This window comes from Robertkochia flava (genome assembly GCF_020166515.1).
Taxonomy (GTDB): Bacteria; Bacteroidota; Bacteroidia; order Flavobacteriales; family Flavobacteriaceae; genus Robertkochia; species Robertkochia flava.
The window spans coordinates 108314-135234 of record NZ_JAINZT010000005.1 but is presented as its reverse complement, the minus strand read 5'-3'; the positions used below and the strand labels follow the sequence as shown (position 1 = coordinate 135234).

At 46.2% G+C, this 26921-nt stretch carries 31 protein-coding genes and 4 tRNA genes; 13 read left to right on the top strand and 22 right to left on the bottom strand.

Going from position 1 to position 26921, the window contains the following annotated elements; all coding sequences use genetic code 11:
• Window positions 1-43: 43 nt before the first annotated feature.
• The 17 genes from tuf to K7R11_RS07055 all read right to left on the bottom strand — a co-directional run bounded on the left by tuf (window position 44) and on the right by K7R11_RS07055 (window position 12166).
• Window positions 44-1231 (bottom strand): elongation factor Tu, encoded by a 1188-nt coding sequence (gene tuf / locus K7R11_RS07135; RefSeq protein ID WP_224489851.1) that lies wholly within the window; start codon window positions 1229-1231, stop codon window positions 44-46.
• Window positions 1232-1287: 56 nt separating this feature from the next.
• Window positions 1288-1359: transfer RNA gene (locus tag K7R11_RS07130), tRNA-Thr, on the bottom strand.
• Window positions 1360-1518: 159 nt separating this feature from the next.
• Window positions 1519-1591, bottom strand: a tRNA-Gly gene (locus K7R11_RS07125).
• A gap of 47 nt (window positions 1592-1638) precedes the next feature.
• A tRNA-Tyr gene (locus K7R11_RS07120) sits at window positions 1639-1721 on the bottom strand.
• Window positions 1722-1999: 278 nt separating this feature from the next.
• Window positions 2000-2073 (bottom strand) — tRNA-Thr (locus K7R11_RS07115).
• 89 nt (window positions 2074-2162) lie between these two features.
• Window positions 2163-2465: a ribosome hibernation-promoting factor, HPF/YfiA family gene (hpf, locus tag K7R11_RS07110; protein ID WP_224489850.1), complete on the bottom strand. Its 303-nt coding sequence runs from the start codon at window positions 2463-2465 to the stop codon at window positions 2163-2165.
• 34 nt (window positions 2466-2499) lie between these two features.
• On the bottom strand, window positions 2500-3393 hold the full coding sequence (locus K7R11_RS07105) for a tyrosine-type recombinase/integrase (RefSeq protein ID WP_224489849.1): 894 nt from the start codon (window positions 3391-3393) through the stop codon (window positions 2500-2502).
• Window positions 3394-3472: 79 nt separating this feature from the next.
• Entirely contained in the window at window positions 3473-3667 is a 195-nt protein-coding gene (gene rpsU, locus K7R11_RS07100) for a 30S ribosomal protein S21 (RefSeq protein ID WP_224489848.1), read from the bottom strand.
• 65 nt (window positions 3668-3732) lie between these two features.
• The gene (locus K7R11_RS07095; protein ID WP_224490233.1) at window positions 3733-4872 is read right to left on the bottom strand and encodes an acyl-CoA dehydrogenase family protein; all 1140 of its coding nucleotides are present in this window, start codon (window positions 4870-4872) and stop codon (window positions 3733-3735) included.
• A 35-nt stretch (window positions 4873-4907) separates the two neighbouring features.
• Window positions 4908-5750: a ComEA family DNA-binding protein gene (locus K7R11_RS07090; RefSeq protein WP_224489847.1), complete on the bottom strand. Its 843-nt coding sequence runs from the start codon at window positions 5748-5750 to the stop codon at window positions 4908-4910.
• 12 nt (window positions 5751-5762) lie between these two features.
• Complete coding sequence (locus tag K7R11_RS07085) at window positions 5763-7841, bottom strand: amino acid carrier protein (protein ID WP_224489846.1); 2079 nt, start codon at window positions 7839-7841, stop codon at window positions 5763-5765.
• A 103-nt stretch (window positions 7842-7944) separates the two neighbouring features.
• Window positions 7945-8955 carry a potassium channel family protein gene (locus tag K7R11_RS07080; protein WP_224489845.1) on the bottom strand — a complete coding sequence of 337 codons (1011 nt, stop codon included), beginning with the start codon at window positions 8953-8955 and terminating at the stop codon, window positions 7945-7947.
• 3 nt (window positions 8956-8958) lie between these two features.
• A complete protein-coding gene (locus tag K7R11_RS07075; protein WP_224489844.1) occupies window positions 8959-9186 on the bottom strand; it encodes a PspC domain-containing protein in 228 nt (75 codons plus the stop codon).
• Between the two features lie 15 nt (window positions 9187-9201).
• The gene (locus tag K7R11_RS07070; protein WP_224489843.1) at window positions 9202-10476 is read right to left on the bottom strand and encodes a DUF2851 family protein; all 1275 of its coding nucleotides are present in this window, start codon (window positions 10474-10476) and stop codon (window positions 9202-9204) included.
• A gap of 95 nt (window positions 10477-10571) precedes the next feature.
• Complete coding sequence (locus tag K7R11_RS07065) at window positions 10572-10886, bottom strand: rhodanese-like domain-containing protein (protein WP_224489842.1); 315 nt, start codon at window positions 10884-10886, stop codon at window positions 10572-10574.
• An 87-nt stretch (window positions 10887-10973) separates the two neighbouring features.
• A complete protein-coding gene (locus tag K7R11_RS07060; protein WP_224489841.1) occupies window positions 10974-11588 on the bottom strand; it encodes a thioredoxin family protein in 615 nt (204 codons plus the stop codon).
• A gap of 11 nt (window positions 11589-11599) precedes the next feature.
• Complete coding sequence (locus K7R11_RS07055; protein WP_224489840.1) at window positions 11600-12166, bottom strand: TlpA disulfide reductase family protein; 567 nt, start codon at window positions 12164-12166, stop codon at window positions 11600-11602.
• Window positions 12167-12306: 140 nt separating this feature from the next.
• Between K7R11_RS07055 and K7R11_RS07050 the strand changes: the two genes are divergently transcribed.
• From K7R11_RS07050 to K7R11_RS06995, 12 genes are all read left to right on the top strand, one after another.
• Entirely contained in the window at window positions 12307-12756 is a 450-nt protein-coding gene (locus tag K7R11_RS07050) for a MarR family winged helix-turn-helix transcriptional regulator (protein ID WP_224489839.1), read from the top strand.
• Window positions 12757-12805: 49 nt separating this feature from the next.
• On the top strand, window positions 12806-13438 hold the full coding sequence (locus K7R11_RS07045) for an NAD(P)H-dependent oxidoreductase (protein ID WP_224489838.1): 633 nt from the start codon (window positions 12806-12808) through the stop codon (window positions 13436-13438).
• Between the two features lie 23 nt (window positions 13439-13461).
• Window positions 13462-14034, top strand: a complete 573-nt coding sequence (locus tag K7R11_RS07040; protein ID WP_224489837.1) for a YceI family protein — start codon at window positions 13462-13464, stop codon at window positions 14032-14034.
• A 287-nt stretch (window positions 14035-14321) separates the two neighbouring features.
• A complete protein-coding gene (locus K7R11_RS07035) occupies window positions 14322-15725 on the top strand; it encodes an anthranilate synthase component I family protein (protein WP_224489836.1) in 1404 nt (467 codons plus the stop codon).
• A 19-nt stretch (window positions 15726-15744) separates the two neighbouring features.
• Complete coding sequence (locus tag K7R11_RS07030) at window positions 15745-16305, top strand: anthranilate synthase component II (RefSeq protein WP_262899789.1); 561 nt, start codon at window positions 15745-15747, stop codon at window positions 16303-16305.
• Between the two features lie 5 nt (window positions 16306-16310).
• Window positions 16311-17303, top strand: a complete 993-nt coding sequence (gene trpD, locus K7R11_RS07025; RefSeq protein WP_224489835.1) for an anthranilate phosphoribosyltransferase — start codon at window positions 16311-16313, stop codon at window positions 17301-17303.
• Between the two features lie 11 nt (window positions 17304-17314).
• Entirely contained in the window at window positions 17315-18118 is an 804-nt protein-coding gene (gene trpC / locus K7R11_RS07020; RefSeq protein WP_224489834.1) for an indole-3-glycerol phosphate synthase TrpC, read from the top strand.
• The gene (locus tag K7R11_RS07015; protein ID WP_224489833.1) at window positions 18115-18783 is read left to right on the top strand and encodes a phosphoribosylanthranilate isomerase; all 669 of its coding nucleotides are present in this window, start codon (window positions 18115-18117) and stop codon (window positions 18781-18783) included. The genes trpC and K7R11_RS07015 overlap by 4 nt, the downstream gene beginning before the upstream one ends.
• A complete protein-coding gene (gene trpB / locus K7R11_RS07010; RefSeq protein WP_224489832.1) occupies window positions 18780-19961 on the top strand; it encodes a tryptophan synthase subunit beta in 1182 nt (393 codons plus the stop codon). The genes K7R11_RS07015 and trpB overlap by 4 nt, the downstream gene beginning before the upstream one ends.
• A 5-nt stretch (window positions 19962-19966) precedes the next feature.
• Window positions 19967-20746, top strand: coding sequence for a tryptophan synthase subunit alpha (gene trpA, locus K7R11_RS07005; protein ID WP_224489831.1), 780 nt, complete (start codon window positions 19967-19969; stop codon window positions 20744-20746).
• A 22-nt stretch (window positions 20747-20768) separates the two neighbouring features.
• On the top strand, window positions 20769-22271 hold the full coding sequence (locus tag K7R11_RS07000) for a M20/M25/M40 family metallo-hydrolase (RefSeq protein WP_224489830.1): 1503 nt from the start codon (window positions 20769-20771) through the stop codon (window positions 22269-22271).
• 67 nt (window positions 22272-22338) lie between these two features.
• Entirely contained in the window at window positions 22339-22479 is a 141-nt protein-coding gene (locus K7R11_RS06995) for a hypothetical protein (RefSeq protein WP_224489829.1), read from the top strand.
• Between the two features lie 62 nt (window positions 22480-22541).
• Here the strand turns inward: K7R11_RS06995 and K7R11_RS06990 are convergent, their stop codons facing one another.
• Window positions 22542-23222, bottom strand: a complete 681-nt coding sequence (locus tag K7R11_RS06990) for a uracil-DNA glycosylase family protein (protein WP_224489828.1) — start codon at window positions 23220-23222, stop codon at window positions 22542-22544.
• Between the two features lie 56 nt (window positions 23223-23278).
• On the opposite strand from K7R11_RS06990, the gene K7R11_RS06985 reads away from it, so the two are divergent.
• Window positions 23279-23407: a 30S ribosomal protein THX gene (locus tag K7R11_RS06985; protein ID WP_224489827.1), complete on the top strand. Its 129-nt coding sequence runs from the start codon at window positions 23279-23281 to the stop codon at window positions 23405-23407.
• Window positions 23408-23747: 340 nt separating this feature from the next.
• Here K7R11_RS06985 and yaaA read toward each other — a convergent pair whose 3' ends face one another.
• The 4 genes from yaaA to K7R11_RS06965 all read right to left on the bottom strand — a co-directional run bounded on the left by yaaA (window position 23748) and on the right by K7R11_RS06965 (window position 26859).
• The gene (yaaA, locus tag K7R11_RS06980; RefSeq protein ID WP_224489826.1) at window positions 23748-24509 is read right to left on the bottom strand and encodes a peroxide stress protein YaaA; all 762 of its coding nucleotides are present in this window, start codon (window positions 24507-24509) and stop codon (window positions 23748-23750) included.
• Window positions 24510-24515: 6 nt separating this feature from the next.
• A complete protein-coding gene (locus K7R11_RS06975; protein WP_224489825.1) occupies window positions 24516-25169 on the bottom strand; it encodes a VOC family protein in 654 nt (217 codons plus the stop codon).
• Between the two features lie 80 nt (window positions 25170-25249).
• Window positions 25250-26284 carry an RluA family pseudouridine synthase gene (locus tag K7R11_RS06970; protein WP_224489824.1) on the bottom strand — a complete coding sequence of 345 codons (1035 nt, stop codon included), beginning with the start codon at window positions 26282-26284 and terminating at the stop codon, window positions 25250-25252.
• A gap of 2 nt (window positions 26285-26286) precedes the next feature.
• Window positions 26287-26859, bottom strand: a complete 573-nt coding sequence (locus K7R11_RS06965) for a PASTA domain-containing protein (protein WP_224489823.1) — start codon at window positions 26857-26859, stop codon at window positions 26287-26289.
• Window positions 26860-26921: the final 62 nt, after the last annotated feature.

Here is a 26921-nt window from a genome sequence, read left to right as displayed (position 1 = left end):
TGACGACAGGATACCCTTAACTTGATATTTATTTATCTAGAACTTAGTCTAAAATCTCAGTTACCTGACCTGCACCTACAGTTCTACCACCTTCACGGATCGCGAAGCGAAGACCTTTATTAAGTGCGATAGGCGAAAGAAGCTCTACAGTAATAGTAAGGTTATCACCTGGCATTACCATTTCAACTCCATCAGGAAGACTGATAGTTCCGGTCACGTCAGTTGTACGTACGTAGAACTGTGGACGGTAGTTGTTGTGGAATGGAGTGTGACGACCACCTTCTTCTTTCTTAAGGATATACACCTCAGCTTTGAATTTAGCGTGTGGCTTCACAGAACCTGGCTTACAGATAACCATACCTCTCTTGATATCAGATTTCTCAATACCTCTAAGAAGGATACCTACGTTATCTCCAGCTTCACCTCTGTCAAGGATCTTACGGAACATCTCAACCCCGGTAATAGTAGAAGTAAGCTTCTCAGCACCCATACCGATGATATCAACCGGATCTCCGGTTTTAGCAACACCAGACTCGATACGTCCTGTAGCTACAGTACCACGACCAGTAATGGTGAATACATCCTCGATCGGCATAAGGAAATCCTTATCTACATCACGCTGAGGAAGTTCGATCCACTCATCAACCGCATCCATAAGCTTCATTACAGAGTCAACCCACTTTTGCTCCCCGTTAAGGGCTCCAAGTGCAGATCCTGGAATTACAGGACCGTTGTCTCCATCATACTCGTAGAAAGAAAGAAGTTCTCTTACCTCCATCTCTACCAACTCAAGAAGCTCCTCATCATCAACCATATCCACTTTGTTAAGGAATACAACGATTCTAGGAACACCTACCTGACGACCAAGAAGGATGTGCTCACGAGTTTGTGGCATAGGACCATCAGTAGCAGCAACTACAAGAATAGCTCCGTCCATCTGAGCAGCACCTGTTACCATGTTCTTCACATAGTCAGCGTGACCAGGACAGTCAACGTGTGCATAGTGACGATTTGCAGTTTGGTATTCTACGTGCGAAGTGTTAATAGTAATACCTCTCTCTTTTTCTTCCGGAGCGTTATCGATAGAATCGAATGAACGAGACTCAGAAAGACCAGCGTCTGCTAATACCTTAGTAATAGCAGCAGTCAAAGTAGTTTTACCGTGATCTACGTGTCCAATAGTACCTATATTTAAGTGCGGTTTGGAACGATCGAAAGTTTCCTTTGCCATGATTTAATAATTTTAATCTTAGTTATATATTAGTGTTCAAATTTAAACGCAACAAGAGCCAATGACGAGAATTGAACTCGTGACCTCTTCCTTACCAAGGAAGCGCTCTACCCCTGAGCTACATCGGCTTATTTAGTTACCACCAAAAATGCCCGCCTAACGGCCGGCTTGGTAACTCAAAAGTACTTTAGAAAAGAGCTGGCATTACTTCGGAGAAGGAATGCAAATATAAGACTCTTCAAGCACTTTAGAAAACCGAATCTCGTTAAAGTTCGGTAAGATTTTAGAGCGGGAGACGAGGTTCGAACTCGCGACATTCAGCTTGGAAGGCTGACGCTCTACCAACTGAGCTACTCCCGCCTTTCATCAAACAACCTATACAATAGAACTGTCTGACCTGAGTTTTGTGGGGAGAGCAGGATTCGAACCTGCGAAGGTAAAAACCAACAGATTTACAGTCTGTCCTCGTTGGCCGCTTGAGTATCTCCCCAAGTTGTATTTACAACACAACCTTTGATGTTTGAGCGGGCAAATATAGTTGTAAACCCGACTCTAGACAAGTTTTTTTATGTCTTTTTCGCGATTTTTTTTCTGCCTTTTCACAAGAGGTTAATCCTCAGTAAAAAAGAAGTGTTTACGCGATGAATTTCCAAAATTTCAAGGAACCTGAAACCGGGTGTTCCACCCCGGCAGACCCGAAGGAAAAACACCCTTCGGAAACCTTACCGATCGCTTCGAAAAACAACCGGAATTCAACCTTTCAAAGAGAGCCGATAGAGGGACTCGAACCCACGACCTGCTGATTACAAATCAGCTGCTCTAGCCAGCTGAGCTACATCGGCTTTTCACTAAAAAAGTCCGCTATTTCTAACGGACTGCAAATGTATAGAAATTATTCATTTTACAAAATAAATTCCAAAAAATTTTTGCTCTAGGCATGAGGCCTGAGTTTCTGCTTCCTTTTGGTAAGCACACGCTCGAGAGAACTGGCCGCTGAGTCGACCGCCTCTTCAAAGGTTTTGCATTGCTTTTTCACGATAAGATCATCCCCGGGAACATGCACTTTGATCTCGGCAAATTTGTTCTCCTTCTCACTGGTTTTCTCCACTTTCAGATAGACATCCGAATAGATGACCCTGTCGTAAAAATGATCCAGCTTATCCATACGCTTTTGGATAAAATCGAGAAGATCCGGTTGAACATTGAAGTTCACAGATTGCGTGTTTACTTCCATCTCTAAGGTTTTAAGGATTAGACTTCATTGCCGGTCAGGAGTCCTTACGGTTTCGGGGGTGCCTCGAAAATTGCTTCTTGATCTCCGTCAGGTTATTATGGGTATACACCTGGGTGGAAGCCAGACTGGAGTGCCCCAGTAACTCCTTGACCGAATTCAGGTCTGCCCCATTATTTAATAAGTGGGTGGCAAAACTATGCCGCAGGATATGCGGACTCTTTTTTGCCTTCACAGACACCTTACTAAAATAGGTATTTATCAATCTATAAACAAAAGAATCATAGAGTTTACCTCCTTTATCGGTGAGGAAAAGCCATCCTTTTTCACCCTGTCCGAATTCCAAGGTTCTCAAGGGGATATACTCGGCCATCCTTTCAGCAGTTCCATCGAGTAAGGGCACGATACGCTCCTTATTGCGTTTCCCCAGCACCCGCAACTCTCCGCCGGCTAAATCCACATCCGAAATCCTCAACCCTATAAGCTCACTTCTGCGAAGTCCGGTCACGTAGAATAATTCAATGATCAGGCGGTCGCGGAGACCGGAAAGTCCTTTGGGAAAACCCAGTCCGTCCAGGACGAGTTTAACCTCCTTTTCTGAAAAGGGCAATTGCGCTTTCTTAGCCACCTTAAGGGAGCGGTGACCGGCCAGAGGATCCGCCCCTATCTTCCCGATACGAAGCAGGAATTTATAATAGGCCTTTAAAGAAGACACCTTCCTGTTCACCGTCCGGGAACTTTTACCGGAATTGACCAGGTGCACAATCCAGGTACGTATCTCCCCGTAACTTACCTGGTCTACATCCTGCTGCCCTCCATGGGCCATACAAAAATCAAAGAAGGTTTCAAGGTCGGCCCGGTAGGCTTTCACAGTGTGGTCGGAATAGTGTTTTTCCAACTGCAGGTATTGGGTAAACTTATGGAGCTCCATACCGGTAAAAATAGACAAAAAAAATCCCGTAACGAAAAACCGTTACGGGAAGTCCTATCTTATAAGAGAAACTGTTCTGTTAGATCTCTTCCTGATCTCTAAGCTGCTGGATATAAGCGGCTTTTTGAACCTGAGCTCTTTTCTCGACAGAAGGCTTGGTAAACTGCTGACGACTTCTAAGTTGACGCATGGTTCCTGTCTTGTCGAATTTACGCTTGTAACGCTTTAGCGCCCGGTCTATATTTTCTCCTTCTTTTATTGGTATTATTAACATAAGCTTAGCACCTCCTTTCTTTTAACGGGGGCAAATATATATCAAAATTCAAATATCAAACAAAATTATTTTAAAATATTCCTGGAGATCACCAGCTTCTGAATTTCGGTGGTCCCTTCCCCTATGGTACACAGCTTGGAATCGCGATAAAACTTCTCCACCGGGAAATCTTTGGTATACCCATACCCTCCGTGAATCTGCACGGCTTCATTGGCCACTTTGACACATACTTCCGAAGCGTACATCTTACTCATAGCACTCAGGGTAGTCATTTTTCTACCCGCGTTCTTTTCAAAGGCAGCCTTATGCAGCAATAATTCTGAGGCTTCGATCTCGGTTGCCATATCCGCAAGCTTGAAAGAGATACCCTGGAAGCTTGCGATAGGTTTCCCAAACTGCACCCTTTCCTTAGCGTATTTTAAAGCCGCCTTATACGCCCCCTTGGAAATCCCCAGGGAAAGCGCTCCTATAGAAATACGCCCTCCGTCGAGTATCTTCATCGACTGAATAAATCCGTCGCCCACAGGACCGAGCCGGTTGGCATCCGGGATACGGCAATCGGTAAATACAAGCTCTGCAGTTTCGCTGGCCCGCATTCCTAATTTATCTTCCTTTTTTCCGCTGCTAAATCCGGGAGTCCCCCGTTCTACCACAAAGGCGGTCATTCCATGTGAATCTCCCTTTTCTCCTGTACGAACAATAACCACGGCTACATCCCCGCTTTTTCCATGGGTAATAAAATTCTTTGCACCATTGATAATCCACTCATCCCCGTCTTTAACGGCAGTGGTGTTCATACCCCCCGCATCAGAACCGGTATTGTGCTCAGTAAGACCCCAGGCCCCGATCCACTCGGCGGTGGCGAGCTTGGGAATCCAACGTCTTTTTTGCTCTTCATTCCCAAAAGACAGGATATGGTTGGTACAAAGCGAATTGTGGGCTGCAACCGAAAGCCCTATAGAGGGATCTACCTGAGAGATCTCATCTACGATGGCGATATATTCGTGGTATCCGAGACCGGACCCCCCGTACTCCTCCGGCACAAGAACCCCCATAAAGCCCAGCTCTCCTGCTTTTTTAAAGACCTCAACAGGAAATTCCTGGGATTCATCCCATTTCATGATGTGTGGACGTATATATTGCTCGGCAAAATCCCTGGCCGCCTGAGCCACCATTTGCTGAGTTTCTGAAGCATCAAAATTCATTTGTGTTGCAACATCTAGATTCATAGCAGCAATTTTTATTCAACCCTCAAATATAACTGAATTCTGCTTAAATCGTTTTCTGATAAATTGTGAATTTTTGTTAATTCTCCCAAACTATCGATGCGCTGCCGGGCCGACCGGTAGGCCACGATCTTAGCTGCCAGAGCCATGGAAATATAAGGAACCGCAGCCAGCTCACCCAGGTCTGCTGTATTCACATCTACTACCGGGTATATTGCAGGCGCATCGAGATGAAACCTACCCCAAACACCCAAAACCGCTTCCTCCTTTAGTCCGTAAACCTCTCCCAGCTGCCCCTTTAGGGCGAAACCTCCAAGCCGTTCCCGGTAGACAATAATCCGCTCTGCCAATACCGGCCCGACACCATAGACCTTCTGCAGTTCCATGGCGGTAGCCGAATTGATATCCTGCTTTTTAATGACATTATCTGCCCTGGCAGGAGATACCGGGAAGCGAGGGAAACGAAAATAGGGTTCCATTCTCAGAAGGATACTGTCGTGAATGCCGGTGACCGCCTGAAATTGAAGGGCGGTATTCACATATTGGCCGTCAGCCCTGAAAGCAAAAAGCCGATCGATCTCCTCGGGACTCATTCCAAATCTGTACCCCTTATAATCACTCATGAAATTCGGATTAAAAGGCTCAGGGGCATACGCCTTGGGCTGGGAGGCTAATCGTACCGAATCGATATAGGCATTTATACTTTGTATCCGCGCCTCATCTTCCTGCCCAAAACCTGACGGACTTTCGAATACTCCGGCCCAGATCATGACCTGAACTGCCATTACCAACAGGCACAAAAAAAATATCCCACTTCGCTGAGACTTTGAGAATCGGAAGTGGGATATTCTTTTCATATGTTATATGCCTCAGGAGGCTTTTTTCACATCAGGCTTTTTAAAAAGCTTGTTATCCTTAAGGTCTTTCAGATAGTTTGAAAGGTCTTTTCTAACTTCCCCACTCATTATATAAAGTCCGATAATATTAGGGAAGGACATGGCCAGGATCATCATATCTGAGAAATCCAATACCGCTCCAAGACTTACAGAAGCCCCAACGATCACGAAGAACAGGAACATGAACTTGTAGATCAACTCTGTTCTTTTACTTTTCCCGAAAAGGTAGGTCCAGGCTCTCATTCCGTAGTAAGACCATGAGATCATGGTGGAGAACGCAAAAAGGAATACCGCCGCTGCCAGCACATACGGGAACCAACTGATAACACTTCCAAAAGCATTAGAGGTAAGCTCCGCACCGGCAACCCCTTCTATCTCGTGCATTCCTGTAAAGATAAGCACCAGGGCGGTCAGGGTACATACAACTACGGTATCGATAAAAGGCTCAAGCAGGGCCACAAAACCTTCTGATGGCGGATGGTTAGTCTTGGCAGCACTGTGCGCAATGGCCGCAGATCCTACTCCGGCCTCATTCGAAAATGCTGCACGCTGGAATCCGACAACCAATACTCCGATCACACCACCTTTAAGTGCACTGGGACTAAATGCCCCATCGATAATTGCTCCAAAAGCAGGCCCGATGTTCTCGATATTTACAAAAATCACGGCAAGGGCACCAAGCACATATACACCGGCCATAAAAGGAACGATCTTTCCGGTTACCTTGGCAATACTGTCAATTCCCCCAATGATCACCACCCCTACAAGGATGGAGACCAATACTCCAAACATAAATCCGTTCCCCTGAAGAACAGGGAACTGACCTGAAAGGATCTCAAAACTCTGGTTGGCCTGGAACATATTTCCACCTCCGAAAGAGGCACCGACCCCAAGTACGGCAAAAAACACAGCCAGCACTTTTCCTAACCCGGTAAGGTTACGCTTTTCAAGACCGTATCGAAGGTAGTTCATCGGACCTCCGAAAACCCGTCCGTCAGGCAGAATATCCCGGTATTTAACACCCAGGGTACACTCTACAAATTTTGAAGACATTCCCAAAAGACCTGCTACGATCATCCAGAATGTTGCTCCGGCTCCCCCAAGAGAGATGGCAACCGCCACTCCGGCGATGTTACCCAGACCTACGGTTGCAGAAACTGCAGTAGCAAGAGCCTGGAAGTGCGTAATTTTACCTGGCGCATTCGGATCGTCGTATTTACCCTTGGCCAAATCCAGCGAGTGTCTGAACCCTCTGATATTGATAAAGCCCATTCTAAGGGTGAAAAACGCCGCCCCAAAGATCAGCCAGATCACGATAAAGGGAATGCTGATGGTTCGCACATCCCCGTTTGGATGCAGCAAAGGTACCTGTTCGTCATATACGATATCGGCAAACACATCTGCATTGGTTTGAATCTTGTCTGAGGTCTTTGTTCCGTCATAGATCACCTGACCTTCCTCAATACGGTGTTCCAGGCTACCGCTGGTGGTCGCTGTAGCCATCAGAACCTCTCCATCAGAAGTGGAGATGCGTGCAATATTATCGCCTTTTTTAACATGAGCTCCTTCTTCAACGAGCCATTTCTCAAGGGTAAAAGTCTTTTTTGTAGTGGTGGTCCATCCAGGAATGGAAACCATCTTCTTATCGGCATACATCACCGGGTCATAGATTCCCATGGCGGCGAACGGATCCCAGAAAAGTACAGACCCGAGACCTGCTACGGCAGGCGTCATGGTGCTGTTAAACACTTCAACAATAGACTCGGCCTCTATCTGATATTCCCCTGTGAAGGAGGCTCCATTGGCATCGGTTACCGTTACCGAATAAGGAATCCCCTCGGTTAGTCCAACAGCTTCCTGAGCATTTAAAGGAGTGGATTGATTGCTCCATTTGAAGGTGTAGGGAGGTGTACCACCATCAACATCCAGCTGTATGGCTGCATCATTAATTTTATTCGAAGGATTGATAAGCGTCTCCTTAACGCTCAGATCCTGAGCAAAGAGCGCCACACTACATAGCGTAAAAAATATTGAGAGAAAATTTCTTCTCATAAAATTTCTTTTGTTTAGGTTAATTTTATGTTAGGATTTAGCAAATCGATCCGCAATATGTGAAAAATAAAGCGCTTAATCAAATTAAATGAGTTAAATAAAACTATGAGTTCCTGAACAGTATGGAGTTTAATTTATTGATCTGTTCGGGCCTTCCAAGCACGACAAGTTTGGCGTGCGGCATCAGTTTGGTATCGGCTTCCGGGTTAATGATATAAGACCCTGAAGGATCTTTATACCCGATCACGGTGCACCCGGAATGTTTTCTGATATCGAGGTCTCTGATAGAGCGGTAACTGAAATCCTCTGTGAGATCGTCTATTGCAATTTCCTCCAGGTTGATACTGTTATCTCCGTCGATAGACAACTGATCGAGAAACTCGATCAGATCCGGCATAACCACCAGGGCAGCCATGTGGTCTCCCCCTATCTTGTCAGGCATAATGGTCTTATTGGCTCCGGCCAGGTGTAATTTACTCAGGGTGGATTCATTTGAGGCCCTGCTGATGATACTCAGTCTTTTGTTCAGCTGGCGGGAAGAAAGTACCACGAACAAATTATCGGCATCGTTGGGCAAAGTGGCGATAAGGGATTTTGCGCGTTCAATGCCGGCTTCCTTAAGCACGTCATCGTCATTGGCATCCCCATGCACAAAAACGATTTCCTCGGCAAATCGATCGATCAGCTCTTCATCCCTCTCAATAACTACAAAAGGCCTGCGATGCGCGTGCAGTTTGGCTGCCGCCTGCCTTCCGTTTCTGCCATAACCACAAATAATTACGTGATTCTCCATTTGTTCTAGCTTTTTTTTCATCTCCCTGAATTTAATGTTTTGAAAGGTACTTTTTGAAAGAATATATTCGGTGATGACCGAGATCGAATAGGCAAATATGAATACACTCCCCACGATCAGGACGATAGTGAATAATTTTGTAGTAGTGTCTGAAGGGCCCACTTCCCGAAAACCAACCGTGGTCACGGTAATCACGGTCATGTAGAGCGCATCTACCCAGTCGTATCCCGATATGAATTTATAACCCAGGGTTCCTGCAGAGATCACCCCGAGTAGCAGGATGAGTGCCGTGTAAAATTTAGAACGAAAAAGCTGAAACATATCTTAGAGATCAAAAACCGAACTGCGCTTGGTGTAAATCAGGTCTTTCAGCTTTAGCCAAAAGGCCAGAACAAGGTAAAACAGAAACCAGATTCCAAAGGTGGCAAAGGTAGCATAGATAAAAAACAGCCTGACATTCTTTGCCTTCATCCCCAATCTGTCTGCAAGACGCGAGGTCACAGCAAAGCCGTGCTTCTCAAAAAAATACCTCAGATCTGTAAACCATTTCATATTACAAATATAAAATTATCCCCCAATTATAAACTGTCCCACCCGGCATTCCAGGCACTTATTCCTGGAACAGTACCTCCCGTAGAGCTCCAGTAACCCCTGAGACTCCCCGGCATGCCCCGGGTTAATCCCCTCCTGCCGGAATAATTGGATAATCCTGTTCTTTTCCGCCGGTATGTGTGAAAACATGTCAAGGATCCTGCCGCCCACATCCGCACCCCGATTTGTTTTAAAAGCATAAACCAGGGGCAACACTGCGTTTATCAAAACCAGATCTGTTCTTTCCTTTGATATTTTCTTGGGTACGGCAGGCGTAACCCCGGAACTGTAGGAATAATGAACATCCCAGTATTTATGAGCCCTTACCGAGAAAACTTCCCGCATATCCCGCAGGGTTTCACAATCCAGGATCCTGGAAAAAACAGACCCCTCCTGACCGTACAGGACAGCCAGTTGGGAAAGCCTGACCGTAGGAAACCCGGAAGGACGCAACCTGAAAAAAACCGGGGTTATTACCGTACCTGGATCGAGGTTGTACTTTCTTGACAAATACCGAAATTCCCGTTTTCGGCCCAGGTAGAATGAGTCGCCCTGCTTCTGCCTGAAAAGACCCGCCATGCCGTGAAAAATGACCTCCAGATCCTCGCCTGCAGCCCGGATCCTTCGAATACGATCAATACCAATGGAGGCCGCAATGCTGTAAAAAGCCTCCCCGTTAACCTGAGCCCCCATGTACCTGAATACACTCCTTAACAACAACTCCTCCCAATGCCCCGAACAATCGGGACTAACATTGAAAAGGGCTGTCTCCCTGCCCTTCAAGCGTTGCATGCACAGGGTATTAAGCCAGTCTTTCCAGGACGCCGGATCAAATGCCTCATGCTGACCGGAACAGTTCAGGAACTGACTTCTAATCCTGGAAAGGTTTTGGTAATTCCTAAGAAATCTTTTAGGGGTAATATCGCTCAGGACAAGAACCGGGATGCTTCCTCCTGAAGGATAATACACCTCCTTGTCGTGCTCCCAGACTACATGAAGGATCACATTCTGATAGTTTTCATCCTTGTGATGCCTGTGCTCAAACCAAAGGGAAGAACGAAGATGCATTTCGACATGCCCGGACCATAGCGTATCTCCTATAAGAAGTGTTGCATTGAGAAAATCAGGTCCCGCATTGGTATTATGCGTGCCGGCATCCCTGACTACAATAAAGTCGCCATTTGAAGTATACAGCGCACCCGGAGACAGTTTGGATGCAAGCCACAGATAATGGAGAAAATCTTCCTTCAACAGATTTAGAATATTTTCTCTAAAAATACAAAATCCCCGTAATAATCACAGGGTTTTGCATATTATTTTACTGTATATCAATAAATTAAGTCAGATCACTTTGCAGCAACCTCGCCTTGCCATTCCAGCATACCACCCACCAGGTTGTAGGCGTTGTTAAAACCCAGTTGGTTCATAATTGAGCAGGCCTGTCCACTGCGATTTCCCGATCTGCAATACACGTAATAGTTCTTATTCTTATCCAGTTTTTCGATCTCATCGATAAATTCCTGACCCTTGTATATATCCAGGTGCAGGGCATTAGGAATGATACCTTCAGCAACTTCCGCCGCCGTACGCACATCAAGAATAACTGCCTTATCATCTTCTTTTAATTGAGCTACCCATTGCTCCTGAGTTAAATCTGCCATATTTATACGACCTTTTTATGATTTTAAATAAATAGATCCGGGCTTTAAAAGGCCCGGATCGCAAATTTAAGCAATTCTTTATTTCTGTCAGACCTTAATAGTACAACCTATGGCCTTGGTATTTTTAACACTGATCTCCTCCCCGGATAACATCGCATTAATGGCATTCTCCACATAGGTGGTCTCTACGGCTGAGGCATCCTGATAATTATCGTCTATAGCCCCGATATATCTTACCACATTCCCCCGGTCTGTCTTTTCCAGCAGAAAACAGTGGGGAGTTCTTTTAGCTCCGTATTGGGGAAAGATCTGTTGCCCCTCATCCAGGAGGTAGGGAAAAGAGAAGCCCTTTTCCGCAGCTCTCTTTTTCATTTCTTCAAAACTATCCATGGGTTGTACCTTAGGGTTATTCGGATTGATAGCGATAACCGGAACGCCCTTTTGCTTATATTTTTCATGAAGCGCTATAATGCGATCTTCATAGGCCACCGCATAGGGGCAGGTATTACAGGTAAACACCACCAGAAAACCCTTTGCATCCGTATAGTCTGCAAGGGACACCATAGATCCGTCAACGTTCTTCAATTTAAAATCGGTGGCCACATCGCCAACTTTGTAACCGTCGCTAAACAGGTCAAGCCCTGCAAAGGAAGAACATACCGCAATAAGACCTATAAATAAAAGGATTCTTGTTATTTTCATAATTGGTTATATTAATTCATGAAACTCGTTACTGCCGTTTCAAGCTCTTTAAAAGTAAATGATTTCTCATAGAATTCCCTTTTATCCCGGCTAAAAATCACCGTGGCCGGAATAGCTCCGGACCAGGATGGACTTACCCTGGGTATCCAGGTGTTTTGTTTGGGATCATCCAGAAGCAACACAGTACTTTTCAGTCCTCTTTTTTCAACAAATGGAATCAAAACCTTTTCTGCCCTGGACGGAAAATCCAGGCTCACCAGCACTACTTCCACGTCTTTTGTCGCATACTTCGTATGCAGCGCTTCAAAATAAGGGAGCTCTTCAACGCAGGGCTTGCACCAGGTTGCCCAAAAGTTAACCACATATACCTTGTCGTCTGAACGATTGAGCAAACCTTCCAGTCCTTCGAAATCGTACACCGGAATGCTCACCTGCTCTCCTGTAAGCATTCCCCTGGGAGCTGCCTCCATTTCGAGGGTGGAGGAACTTCCGGAAACCTCCCCACTCACCTGAGCGTGTAATGCACAGGAACCGAGAAGGATCAACCCCATAATCCATACCTGATAAATCAGCTTCATTGTTATTTCCATTTTACGACAGCTAAAATTAACCAACCTTTTACTGCTGCTCCTCCCTTTAACTTTTTTTTAAGCATCAAAAGATGGTCATTCTCATTTGGTTTTATATATTTGTACCTACAAATGTTGTATAAACAAAAATGAAGATAGAGGAAATCATACAATCCACTTCGATGCCACCGGCAAGGAAAACGGTAATCAACATCATCTTTACCGCCAACCTGCTTAGCGAACAAAGCGCTGAGGTACTGAAGCCTTTTGGATTGAGTCTTCCCCAATTCAACGTTTTACGCATATTAAGAGGTCAGAAGGGAAAACCGGCGAATCTCTCCACCATTCAGGACCGCATGGTGAATAAGATGAGTAACACCACCCGTTTGGTAGACAAGCTTATAGAAAAAGGCCTTGCAAGCAGAATTATCTGTGCCGAAAACAGGAGAAAGGTTGAGATCAGTATTACACAGAAAGGTTTAGCACTGTTATCTGAAATAGATGCCCCTATGGATGAAATGAATCAAAAAGCCATTTCCCGGTTAAGTGAAGACGATATAAATTCTCTGAATGACCTTTTGGAGAAAGTAAGGGGATAAAAAAATTTAGCACAACAGTTGTATATACAACAATTAAAAACACCGCGTTATGAATAATTACATCGAAAAATTACAATGGCGTTATGCCACCAAAAAATTCGACCCAGCGAAAAAACTGGAGAAAGAAAAACTGGAAACGCTGAAGGAAGCCATCCGGCTTTCTGCTTCCTCTTATGGTTTGCAGCCTTATAAGGTGCTGATCATTGAAGATCCGGAGTTAAGGAAAAAACTACGTCCTGCAGCCTGGGACCAACCTCAGATCACAGATGCATCCCAACTCATTGTGTTCGCTCACGACACCAATTTCGGAGATCAGCAGATCGATGCCTACATCAACAATGTTGTTGAGACCAGAGGACTGAAGAAGGAGGATCTGGCCGGATACGGAGATTTCATGAAATCTAAAATCACTCCCCTTCCGGAAGCCCGGAAATCGGCATGGACCGCCAGGCAGGCGTACATCGCCTTGGGGAATATGCTTTCTGCAGCTGCACACCTGGAGATCGACGCCTGTCCTATGGAAGGATTTGAGGTCGACCAGTTTGACCAGATCCTTGGATTAACCGGAAAAGGATGGAGTACTGCAGTAATCGCTACCGTAGGGTACCGTTCAGAAGAGGATGATACCCAGCATTACGCCAAAGTGAGAAAATCTGAAAAGGAATTATTCGAAACCATTTAAATATTTACACTAAAATTCATCTCATGAAAAAGTTTTTAAAATCATTACTTGTGCTTACCGTTGTTGGTACTGCGGTTGCCTTTACCACCCCGATTGAAGAGAAAACCGTGAACACCGAAGAGAGTACCGTAACCTGGAAAGGTTATAAGGTAACAGGGTCTCATGAAGGTACCGTTGACCTGGTGAGTGGAAAACTGGAATTTGACGGGGAAACCCTGACCGGAGGAAACTTTGTTGTTGACATGTCTTCCATCATATCAACTGATCTCAGCGGAGAGTACAAGCAAAAGCTGGAAGGACATCTTAAATCGGATGATTTCTTCGGGGTGGAAAAGTACCCTACCGCAACCCTCGAAATCACCGATGTAAAAAGCAGCGGCAAAAATGCATATGAGGTAACCGGTAACCTAACCGTTAAAGACAAAACCAACCCGGTAACCTTCACCATGTCCATTTACGGTAACAAAGCCACAGCTAACCTGAAGATAGACCGCGCCGAATACGATGTTCGATACGGATCCGGATCTTTCTTTGACAATCTTGGAGACAAGACCATTTACGACGAATTTGATCTTGTAGTAGACCTGCAATTCTAATACTACAGGATTGGCAATGATGAGAAGTCCCGGAAACACTCCGGGGCTTTTTTATTTCACCATTTCCCGGTGTTATTTTTTTATTAAAACTATGATAATTAAATAATGGGTTTTATATTTATCCCATGTTTAGAAACAAAGCACATAACTGGTGGTGGAACTCCTTACGTCAAACGTCGTGAGAAACACTGCTGTATGAAAATATTTTTTCAAAAAGCCTGTCGATCACGACAGGCTTTTTTTTTGCCAGACAAATTCAATAGTTCACCTAAATATGAGTTTAAACCATGAAGCCTTTCCGTTTAAAAACCACTTATAAAAAGATCCTCGCAGACACGATTACCCCTGTGAGTATCTATCTCAAGATAAGAGACCGCTATCCGAACAGTATTTTACTGGAGTCCAGCGATTACCATGCCAATGACAACAGCTTTTCGTATATCTGTTTTAACCCCATTGCACACCTCCGGGTAGATCAGGGTGTGTTCCGGGCGGAATTTCCGGATGGTCAAACCACCGAGAAGGATCTGGGAAAGGATAAGACCCTGCTCCCCGCGCTCATCGAGGAATTCACCGGTAATTTCAAGACCGATTCCAACCCGTTCAAGTTTATTAACAACGGTTTATTTGGATATATTGCCTATGACGCGGTACAGTATTTCGAAGACATAGAGATCAGTGTAAAAAATGATCGACTGGAGATCCCGGACCTCTACTATGCAGTTTACAGAAACATCATTGCCATAAACCATTTCAAAAATGAGGCCTTCATATTTTCTCATGATTACGAGCAGGAAAACAACCTTGAAGAGATCGACCAGTTACTGAAATCAAGAAACTTTGCCTCTTATGAGTTTTCAACTGAAGGTCCCCCTTCTTCCCCTCTTTCTGATGAGGCCTATAAAGAATTGGTTCAAAAAGCCCGTCAGCATTGCGCTCGTGGGGATGTTTTCCAGCTGGTGCTCTCCAGAAGGTTCAGCCAGAAGTTCAAAGGAGACGAGTTCAATGTATACCGCGCCCTGCGCTCCGTAAATCCCTCCCCTTACCTGTTCTTTTTTGATTACGGGAACTTCCGGATCTTCGGCAGTTCTCCGGAATCCCAATTAGTCATTAAGGACAACATTGCCGAGATCCACCCTATAGCAGGCACCTTCAGGAGAACGGGAAATGACGAGGAAGATGCCCGACTGGCCCGGGACCTTGCAGACGACGAAAAAGAGAACAGCGAACATGTAATGCTGGTCGATCTGGCCCGCAACGACCTGAGCCGAAACGGCAACAGTGTCGAGGTAAAGACCAACAGGGAAATTCAGTTTTTCTCCCACGTCATCCACCTGGTTTCCAAGGTGGTGGCAAAGAAAAAACCGGAGATCTCCACCATGCAGATGGTTGCAGACACCTTTCCGGCCGGAACCCTGAGCGGTGCCCCCAAACATATGGCCATGCAACTTATTGACCGGTACGAACCCGGCAACCGAAATTATTACGGGGGAGCCATCGGCTTTATGGATTTTAACGGCAATTTCAACCACGCCATCATGATAAGAACCTTCCTGAGCAAGGATCACCATCTTTATTACCAGGCAGGAGCCGGGCTGGTCGCAGCTTCTGACCCTGAGACCGAATTACAGGAAACCTACAACAAACTCGGCGCACTGACCACCGCCCTGGAGTTAGCCGGAAACCTATGAAAATAATCTGGAAAGCATTATGAAAGTATTAGTTATAGACAATTACGACAGTTTCACCTACAACCTGGTGCACTACCTGGAAGACCTGGGGTGTGAGGTTACGGTAAAACGCAATGATCAGCTACACCTGGAGGAGGTTGCCCCTTTTCACAAGGTGCTGCTATCCCCAGGCCCGGGCATCCCGGACGAGGCCGGATTACTAAAGGCGATCATCAGACAATATGCCCCAACCCACAGCATTCTGGGCGTTTGCCTGGGGCAACAGGCCATAGGGGAAGTGTTCGGCGGCAGGATCAACAATATCGAAAAGGTGTATCACGGGGTTTCCACTCCTGTAGAGATCATTGCAGAAGACCCTATTTACAAAGACTTACCCAAAACCCTGGAGGTAGGAAGATACCACAGTTGGGTAGTAGACCGGGAACTCCCCGACGAACTTATGGCCACCGCTGTAGACGCCAACGGACAGATCATGTCACTCCGGCATAAAACCCTGGATGTACGCGGGGTTCAGTACCACCCGGAATCGGTACTTACGCCAATGGGCAAAAAAATTCTCGAAAACTGGATCCATATTTAATTCGAATGAAAAAGATTCTTAACAGGTTAATCAATCACGAAACCATTTCCAGGGAAGAAGCCCGGAATGTGTTAATAAATATCTCTCACGGCAACTATAACGCCAGCCAGATCGCAGCGTTTCTCACGGTATACATGATGCGAAACATCACCATCGAAGAACTCGAAGGATTCCGGGATGCCCTGTTAGAGCTTTGCATAGCCGTAGATATGAACGGATATGAAACCATTGATCTTTGCGGAACCGGAGGAGATGGTAAAGACACCTTCAACATTTCCACCCTGGCATCCTTTGTGACAGCCGGAGCAGGGATACCGGTGAGCAAGCATGGAAATTACGGTGTTTCCTCTACCTGCGGGTCCAGCAATGTCCTGGAATCTCTCGGGATCAGGTTTTCCAATGACGGGGATTTCCTGAGGAGGTCCCTGGATGAAGCGGGTATTTGTATTCTCCATGCTCCTTTATTTCACCCGGCCATGAAAGAAGTGGCCCCTATAAGGAGGGAGCTGGCGGTGAAAACCTTTTTCAATATGCTTGGGCCTATGGTTAACCCTGCCTTTCCTAAAAATCAGATGGTAGGGGTATTTAACCTGGAACTTGCCAGACTTTATGGTTATCTTTATCAGAATACCGATAAGAACTATACGATACTCCATGCCCTGGATGGTTATGACGAGGTATCCCTGACAGGACCTGCCAAAATCATAGGCAACCATAAGGAGCAGGTATTACAGGCGGAAGACCTGGGACTTCGGACCCTGCATCCGAAGGAAATTGCCGGTGGAAGCACCATAGAGGCCAACGCAGAGATCTTCCTAAACGTTCTCAACGGCAAGGGAACTGAGGCTCAAAATGCAGTAGTATGTGCCAATGCTTCCATTGCCATTGCCACGGCAACAGGCAAAGACCTGGATAACACCCGGGAAATGGCCTTTACTTCCCTGCAATCGGGGCAAGCCCTGGAACGATTTAAAAAACTACAAACCCTAAGCGAATAAAACCATACCTGATGGAAACACCCAACATCCTTCAAAAGATCATTATGGATAAAAAAAGGGAGGTTGCCCTGAAAAGCAGCCTGATACCCGAAACCCAACTCAAAGCCTCTGTTCTTTTTAACAGGACTCCCCTTTCGATGAGCTCCAGGCTCAGGGAAAGCGATACGGGTATCATTGCAGAACACAAACGCCGGTCTCCTTCCCGGGAGGTCATCAACCAGTCCCTGACAGTAGAAGAGGTAGCTAAAGGCTACCAGGATGCCGGGGTTTGCGGGATGTCTGTGCTAACCGACGGAAAATATTTTGGAGGTTCCCTGGATGATCTTTTACTGGCCAGAGCCTCCTGTGATCTGCCCTTGCTCCGTAAAGACTTTACCATCGACCCCTACCAGGTTTTCGAGGCCAAAGCCTACGGGGCCGATACGATTCTCCTAATTGCAGCTGCACTGCGGCCTGAAACCACCAAGGAATTAGCCTTACTGGCCAACGATCTGGGATTGGAGGTTCTCCTGGAAGTGCACAACAGGGAAGAACTTCACACCCACCTCAATGATCATTGTCATATGGTTGGGGTAAATAACAGGAATCTTCAAAATTTTGAAGTTTCCACAGACACCAGTAAAACCCTGGCTAAGGATATCCCGGATCAATTTGTGAAGGTATCTGAAAGCGGTATTTCCAATGAGGAGATCATTGCCGAACTCCGTCCCTTTGGATATAAGGGATTCCTGGTTGGAGAATATTTTATGCGTACGGGAAATCCGGGTATTTTTGCCCGTCAGTTTATTGAATCCCTGAAAAAGATATCCCTATGATACGAAAGGTGTGCGGCATGAGAGACCCCAAAAACATGTTGGACCTGGCAGCGACCGGGACCACGGTCATGGGGTTGATCTTTTACAAAAAATCCCCGCGGTACTTTAACGGAGAACTTCCTCAACTTCCATCGAACATGGCCCTGGCCGGGGTATTCGTGAACAGCAGTATTAGTGAGGTCACCGACAAGGCTGAAACCTACGACCTCTCCTATATCCAGCTTCACGGAGAAGAAACTCCGGAGTATTGCCAATCCCTTAAAAGTGCGCTCGAGGAAAAAGACCTAAGCCCCAGGATCATCAAGGCACTTCCGGTCGCCGCAAAAGAAGACCTGTCTCCGATTTCCGGTTACAAAGGGGTTACAGACCTCTTCCTTTTCGACACCAGGGGCCGCAACAGAGGAGGCAATGGAGAACAGTTTGACTGGAGTATTCTGAAGGACTATTCGGCTGACACCCCCTTTCTTTTAAGCGGCGGGATTGGTCCCGAGGATGCCGGGGCCATAATTACATTTTTAGCCTCCCCATGGGGGGCACGCTGTGCGGGGATCGACCTGAACAGCAGGTTTGAAATACGCCCTGGACTAAAGGACACCAGGCTGATTAAAGAATTCAACACGCAACTCGTAGAGGGAAACCTCAAACAAAAAAATACTCAAGAATGAAATATCATGTAGATCAGAACGGATATTACGGAGAATTTGGCGGGGCCTATATTCCGGAAATGCTGTATCCCAACGTTGAGGAATTACGCAACCAATACCTGGACATCACCAGTGAAGCCTCCTTTAAAGAAGAATTTGAAAGCTTGCTGCGCGATTATGTAGGGCGCCCAACGCCCCTTTATTTTGCAAAACGCCTTTCGGAGCGCTACGGGGCTAAGTTTTACCTCAAGCGGGAAGACCTGAATCATACAGGAGCACATAAGGTAAACAATACCATCGGCCAGATCCTGCTGGCTAAAAGACTGGGCAAGCAGCGTATTATTGCGGAGACCGGCGCCGGGCAGCACGGGGTGGCCACGGCTACTGTATGCGCCCTGATGGGAATGCAGTGCGTGGTCTATATGGGAGAAATTGATATTGCCCGACAGGCCCCCAATGTAGCCCGGATGAAAATGCTCGGAGCCGAGGTCAGACCGGCCCGCTCAGGAAGCAGAACCCTCAAGGATGCCACCAACGAGGCAATCCGCGACTGGATCAATAATCCCGTGAATACACATTATATCATCGGTTCGGCCATCGGACCTCACCCTTACCCGGATATGGTTACCCGTTTTCAAAGCGTGATCTCGGAAGAAATACAAAAACAACTTCAGGAAAAGGAAGGCCGGAATGCACCCGATCATATCGTAGCCTGTATCGGAGGCGGAAGTAATGCTGCAGGAGCCTTCTACCATTTTCTGGACAATGAACAGGTAAACATCATCGCGGTGGAAGCAGCCGGAAAAGGTATCGAAAGCGGACATAGTGCAGCGACCTCGGCCCTGGGCAAAAAAGGGATCATTCACGGTTGTAAAACCCTTTTGATGCAAACCGAAGACGGACAGATCACAGAGCCGTATTCCATATCTGCAGGACTGGATTACCCGGGGGTAGGCCCCATGCATGCCCACCTCTACGCATCCCGACGTGCGGAATTTATTTCCATAACAGACGACGATGCCATGAAGGCAGGACTCGAACTCGCCCAGCTCGAAGGTATCATCCCGGCTATAGAAACCGCCCATGCCCTGGCCATTCCCGAAAAAAGACCCTTCCGGAAAGACGAGATCGTAGTGATCAATCTCTCCGGAAGAGGCGATAAAGACCTCAATACATATATCGATCATTTTAAACTCTAATACCCATGAACAGGATCAATAAAAAACTTCAGGAAAAAGACGATATCCTCTCCATTTACTTTACTGCGGGGTATCCCGGTCTTCACGATACCCTCCCCATTATAAAAGCACTTCAGGAAAGCGGAGTCGACATGATCGAGATCGGCCTTCCCTTCAGCGATCCCCTGGCCGATGGGCCGACCATCCAGGAAAGCTCGGTTCAGGCGTTAAAGAACGGCATGACTACGGCTGTACTGTTTGAACAGTTAAAAGCGGTGCGGGAAGATATCTCCATCCCCCTTATCATTATGGGGTATTTTAACCCAATACTTCAGTACGGAGTAGAAGAATTTTGCGCTCAATGTGCCAAAGCGGGAATCGATGGGCTCATTATACCCGACCTGCCTGTGGATGTCTATCAAAAAGAATACATGGCCACATTTGAAAAATACGGATTGGCCAATATCTTTCTGATCACTCCGCAAACCCCGGAGTCCAGGGTTCGCTATATCGACGAAGTATCCAATGCCTTTATTTACATGGTGAGCTCGGCTTCCGTTACAGGATCTAATTCCGGTTTCGGAGCGCAGGAACAAGGCTATTTCAAACGAATCGACGCCCTGAATCTGAGAAACCCAAGGATCGTTGGTTTCGGCATCAGCAATGGTGAAACCTTCAAACAGGCTACTGAGTTTGCTAAAGGTGCCATTATTGGGTCGGCATTTATTCGCCAGCTAACGAAAAAAGGCATAAAGGGAATTGGAGAATTTGTTGATGGTATCCGACAAGTGAAGAAAATTCTCTAATTTTTAACCAAAATTACAGACCATGAAAAATCTACTTCCCTTAAGCCTCTTGCTTTTTCTTGGAATGGGCAACATGCTCATAGCCCAGGACATTCACCCTGCCATCGTTAACACGGTCAGGGAGATAAAAAATTTTGTTGCCATCCCCAATGATGCAGAGCAGCTTGATGACATGAAGGATAATATCATCTGGCTGAAAAAAGCTTTTGTCAGAAGAGGATTCAGCATCATGGAACTTCCCACTTCTAATGTTCCCCTTTTCTTTGCCTCCGGAAAAATCAAGGAAGATCGTCCGACCGTACTCTTTTACATGCATTTTGACGGCCAGGCAACAGATCCGTCGAAATGGGATCAGACCAACCCGTACAATGTAGTACTGAAAGAAAAAAACGGAGAACAATGGAACGCCATAGACGAGAATGCACTTAATAATGAACTCGATCTCAACTGGCGCATCTTCGGACGCTCGGTCTCAGACGATAAAGGTCCTATTGTCATGTTCCTCAATGCCTATGACCAGTTCGTAGCCAGCGGACAAACCCCCGGGTTTAATATCAAGGTGATCCTGGATGGGGAAGAAGAAAAATCCAGCAAACCCCTGCCCGGGGCTGTTGAAAAATACCGGGAACTTTTTGAAGCAGATTTGCTTATCATAAATGACGGTCCTGTACACCCCTCGGGCAAACCTACCTTAGTTTATGGCTGCAGGGGCATCACCACCCTCAAACTAACCACCTATGGTCCGGTAAAACCCCAGCACAGCGGGCACTTTGGCAATTATGCCCCCAACCCCGCCTTTACCCTATCTCGCATGCTCAGTGCTTTCAAAGATGAAAATGGCAAGGTCCTGGTGCCCGGGTATCATGATGGTATTACCCTAAGCCCGGATATCAAAGCAGCACTTGCTGCTGTACCCGAAAATACAGAACTTCTGAAAGAACGGCAGCAAATCGCTGTCCCCGAAGCAGTAGGTTCCAGTTACCAGGAATCACTTCAGTTTCCCTCCCTGAATGTTCGCGGACTCCAGAGCGCATGGACCGGAAGCGAGGCAAGAACTATTGTTCCGGAAAAGGCCGTGGCCGAGCTCGACCTCAGACTTGTGCCGGAAACACCAGGGCAGCGCCAGAAAGATCTGATCCGCACCTTCCTGCAAGATCAGGGATACTATATTACCGCGGAAGAACCTTCAAAAGAAATCCGAATGGCACACCCCAATATCGTGCGATTCGAAGAAGGATCGGTCACAGAGGCATTTCGAACCGCTATGAATAGCAAGGAGGCGCTGTGGCTGCAAAACACATTGAGAACTGCTTTTAAGGAAGAGCCCGTAAATATTCGTATCATGGGAGGCACCGTTCCTATCTCCCCCTTTATCAATACCCTGAAAATTCCTGCTATTATCGTCCCACTGGTGAATCCGGATAACAATCAGCACAGCCCCAATGAGAACCTGAGCCTGGAACGTATCAATTACGGACTACACCTGTATGAGGCTTTGTTTTCCAGTGATTTAACAGGAATTTAAATCAATTTTAAGAAGAATTCACCTTCTGATGTGTATCTTATAGTGAATCAGTAAAAACAAAGATATTATGGGAGAGATTAGCGATAAGAAATGGAAAAGAAAAAAGGAACAAACCAACCCTACAAATCCAACAGGTAAAACCAATGCAGACCTGAACGATTTTGATATCGACGAGAAAACTATTAGAAAGCAACAAAATAAGAAGTAATTACCGCACCTACACGGTAAGCACTTTTTTAAAACCTCTGGAATAGGATTTCAGAGGTTTTTTTATAGATCCTCCCAAAACCGGGTTGTAAAGTACGGTGTATACTGCTGTACCCGGAAATCCAGGGTGGTGAATCCCGGATCCTTTCCCTTCTTCATTTTATAGGATTGCATTGCACCGATGGCCCTGTTGGCAGAACCACTGGGCGCCGTCAAAGAAACGGTATGAATGACCCTGCCACCGATCTCCACCCTGTGAATTCTTGGAACTTCATTGGCTATCGTGTTCATAGGTATTCCGAGCGTGCGAAGCTGCTGCCTGAAGAAGTACTCAGGACCATTTTTGGAATTCCCACCTGTAAACAGTAAGGCTTTGACCTGCTTAAGGTGTTTCAGGGCCCCTGCCAGGTTTCGAAGCTCCGCAGATTGCATCCCGATATCGGAAGCATCAATTTTTTCTCTGATGGCGCATTCCACCATATCATAAACTCCGATGCCATTGCTGGTAAGCAAGCTCTTTCGTTCTTCCACCGCCTTTTCGGTTGATGCATAGGTCAGACGGGTATTGAAAACTCTTTCGAGCACCGGCCATAACAGGCCATCGCGGCTGCCATAACAAAAGTCTACATCATCCGGCAGTAATTCCCGGGTTGTAAATCTCGGGGGAGGCAGAGTACCAACAATAAGGCGGTCTGCCCCGGAAGGCAGAAAGGGTTGGTATGGATGTGTATGCCGGAATGCCATTTGACTTGAAATTCTAAAATAATTAACTTTAAGGATAAACCAAAAACAAACAATATATGGGTAAAGGTGATGTTAAAACGAAACGTGGAAAAATAAACCGTGGAACTTACGGGGTAAGGCGAAGAAGAAAGATCAAAAAGCGTCGGCCTGTCGAGGAACAGCTTAGTGTGGACACCAAGAAATAAGCACCCCGCTCTGTCGGCCCCGGAAGAAAGCCATGGACCACCTCTATTTCCGCTATCCCGGGGCTGGATGACACCGGACACCCCCCTCTTTTTACAATCTTATGATCTCCATTTCAGATGGCGATCCCATTATCAGGTCGGGCTGAGGTGATGATACCCTAAGACCGGGAAAAGTCTCCTGGCTCCCGGTCCGGGAGGGTTCGTATGGCAGATGGAAAGCCTGAAAACAATTAATCGCAATCGGCCTCCTGGCAGGACGGGGGTCGGCACCCATGTGCTGCCAGAAGGGGTATGAGGTTATCCTGAACCGTTCTGCAGCCAGGGAGGTTAACAACATAAATTAGCGCACAAACACAGGTTCATGCTCCTTCTTTGTGTATTCTTTACTGTAACGATACCCATCCCAGTTAAACCCTTTCAGTTTTTCCAGGGTATCTACATCATTATCGATAATATAGCGAACCATTGCCCCACGGGCTTTTTTTGCGAAAAAACTGATCACCTTTAATTTGTCATTTTTCCAATCCTTGAAGGCCGGGGTGATCACAGGCACCTTAAGTGCTTTTTTATCAACTGCCTTAAAATATTCATTACTGGCAAGGTTAACGAACAGTTCGTCTTCTCTCAGTTCTTCATTGAGTTTAGCCGTTACCTTTTTCTTCCAGAAGTCATAGAGATTTTTACTGCCGTTTACTCCGAAGGAGGTTCCCATTTCCAATCGATATGGCTGCATAAGATCCAGCGGCTTCAAAACACCATAGAGTCCGCTTAGGATGCGAAGGCGTTCCTGAAGGGTCTCGATCTTATCTTCGGAAATCGTATAGGCATCCAGACCGGTATACACATCCCCGTTAAAAGCATAGACCGCCTGACGGGAATTCTTGTCTGTAAAGGGAAGCTCGAAGGCCTGGTTGCGCTCCCAATTTAACTGCGCCAGTTGATCTGAGATACCCATCAACTCTGATAATTGAGCAGGGGACTTCTTTCTCAAGGCTTTATTTAATTGTTCTGCCTCCTTATCAAATACAGGTTGAGTCGTTTTTTTTACCGGGATTTCAGATTCATAGTCCAGCGATTTAGCCGGGGATATTACCATCTTCATAAACTGTTATTTTATTTCGGTTATTTCTTGATCGTGATATTCAAAGTTAAGATCGCCCCTAACCCTCAGATGCGCCGGCAAAACCTTGTCCCCTGTTGGAAACCACGTTTTCTGATCGGGGTTGGCCAGGATAAAAAGTCCCTCCGGATCTCCTGCCGAGCCAAATCGCATGAAATCTCCGCTGTATTTGGCAATTGGCCCAAGGGTATTAAGCTTTTCATATAAGCCCTCCATGTCTGAAGCCGGCAATCCGACTTCTCCAATCCCGGTAATCTTCTCAGGTGAAAAATCGCCATGCAGGGTTCCTTTCACATCCCTCCGGGCTATGAACTCCACTATGTTGCGATCGGGATCATAAAAATACTGTGACTTGGCGTTCCAATTGGGGAAATCAATGATGTCATGTCCTTCATATGGCAGGTGGTCCACTCTTTCTGATAGAAAGGCATGGGCCTGTTTAAAGCTGTTTCCCGGGATAAGGAAGGCAAAATGAACCGGGTTACAAATCTCTGATTGTGAAAAAATCAGATCAGACCAACCTGCCTTATACCTCACATGGGTGGCCGATCCCTCCAGAAATGGAAGGCCCATTACACCCCCGTAAAACTGCTTTTGCTGTTCCAGGTTTTTGGTAAATAAAGTGAGTTCACTGATCTTCATCAGTATAAAAGTACAATTTACCCTTCGGGCTGAAAAATGACGAAAACATCTATTTTCTATTCAGGCATAATGCTTACCTATCAGGCATCGCGATGTTTGGCGTAATTGCGCCACTTTTCAATAGCCTGGCTCATGTCTTCCGGAATTTCAGAACTGAAGCTCATAAATTCGCCGGTCTCAGGATGCTCGAACCCAAGGGTTTTAGCATGTAAGGCCTGACGCGGCAGTACCTTAAAACAATTTTCAACGAATTGCTTGTACTTGGTAAAAGTGGTTCCCTTTAGAATCTTCTCTCCCCCGTACCGCTCATCATTAAACAGGGTATGTCCTGCGTATTTCATGTGTACCCTGATCTGGTGGGTACGCCCGGTTTCGAGTTTGCAAGACACCAGGGTAACGTACCCCAGCCTTTCCAAAACCTTATAGTGGGTTACGGCCTCTTTCCCCTGATCTCCATCAGGAAAAACGGCCATTTGAAGCCTGTTCTTGGGATGCCTGCCGATATGTCCTTCGACCGTACCTTCCTCTTCCTCTATATTGCCCCAAACCAAAGCCACATATTCGCGTTCGCTGGTCTTGTCAAAAAACTGTTTGGAGAGATGATTCAGCGCATGTTCCGTTTTCGCCACCACCAGCAAACCACTGGTATCCTTGTCGATACGATGCACAAGACCCGGGCGTTCATTACTGTTCATCGGGAGGTTGTTGAAGTGAAAAATCAACGCATTGATCAGGGTCCCTGAATAATTTCCGTGACCGGGGTGAACCACCATTCCAGCAGGCTTATTGATGACCAACAAACTGTCGTCCTCATAAACAATATCCAGGGGGATATCTTCGGGGGTCAGGAGGTATTCATGGGGAGGATGTTCAAACAGCACCTTTACCACATCAAATGCCTTCACCTTATAATTCGATTTGACCGCTTCTCCATTCACATAGATATTTCCATTCTTTGCGGCCTGCTGTATCTTATTACGGGTGGCATTCTCTATGAAATTCATCAGGAATTTGTCCACGCGTAAGGGCTCCTGCCCTTTCCCTGCTGTAAAACTGTAATGTTCATACAATTCATCATCCTGATTCAGGTCGTCTGTCTGATCTGTTAATGCCATATCTAATTATTAACCTTTACTCCCTCTTTGTTACCGTTTCCACACACCAGTACCAGTTTGGTGGTTTTAGGCAATTGCGTTCCGGGATTGATCCGCTTACCTTCAAACTCCACATAATAGACCATATCCTTACCTAACTCATTGATATATTCTATCCGGTCCAACTCCAGGCCAACGGCCTTGAGCATGGATTCTGCATTTCTTTTTGTTTTCTGAATCACATTGGGCACACTCACCTTTCGGTAGCCTGAGGGATTCAGGGTCAGGTAGATCTTTCTGCCTTGCTTTACCTGCTTATTGGGGGCGGGATTCTGTTCGATAACCGAAAACCTGGGGTAATCAGGATTAAAGTTTGTAGAATCCAGGATCACACTTCGCAAACCGGCGTCGCCCAGAATATCATTCACTTCCCTTATGGTTTTTTTAGACAGGTCGGGCACCAGTACAAATTCCCCGTGATTGGTAGTGCTTTTCAGGTACTGCATTACTCCAAAGGCCAGGGCTACCAGAACAATCACAGCAATTACAATTTGTTTTAAGAAGGTCTTACTAAATAGAAATTTAAATAGGTTCATGCATAAAATTTATTTGGCAAAGATATAAAAACCCGCTCCATCTCAGGGGTGCAAATTTTTTG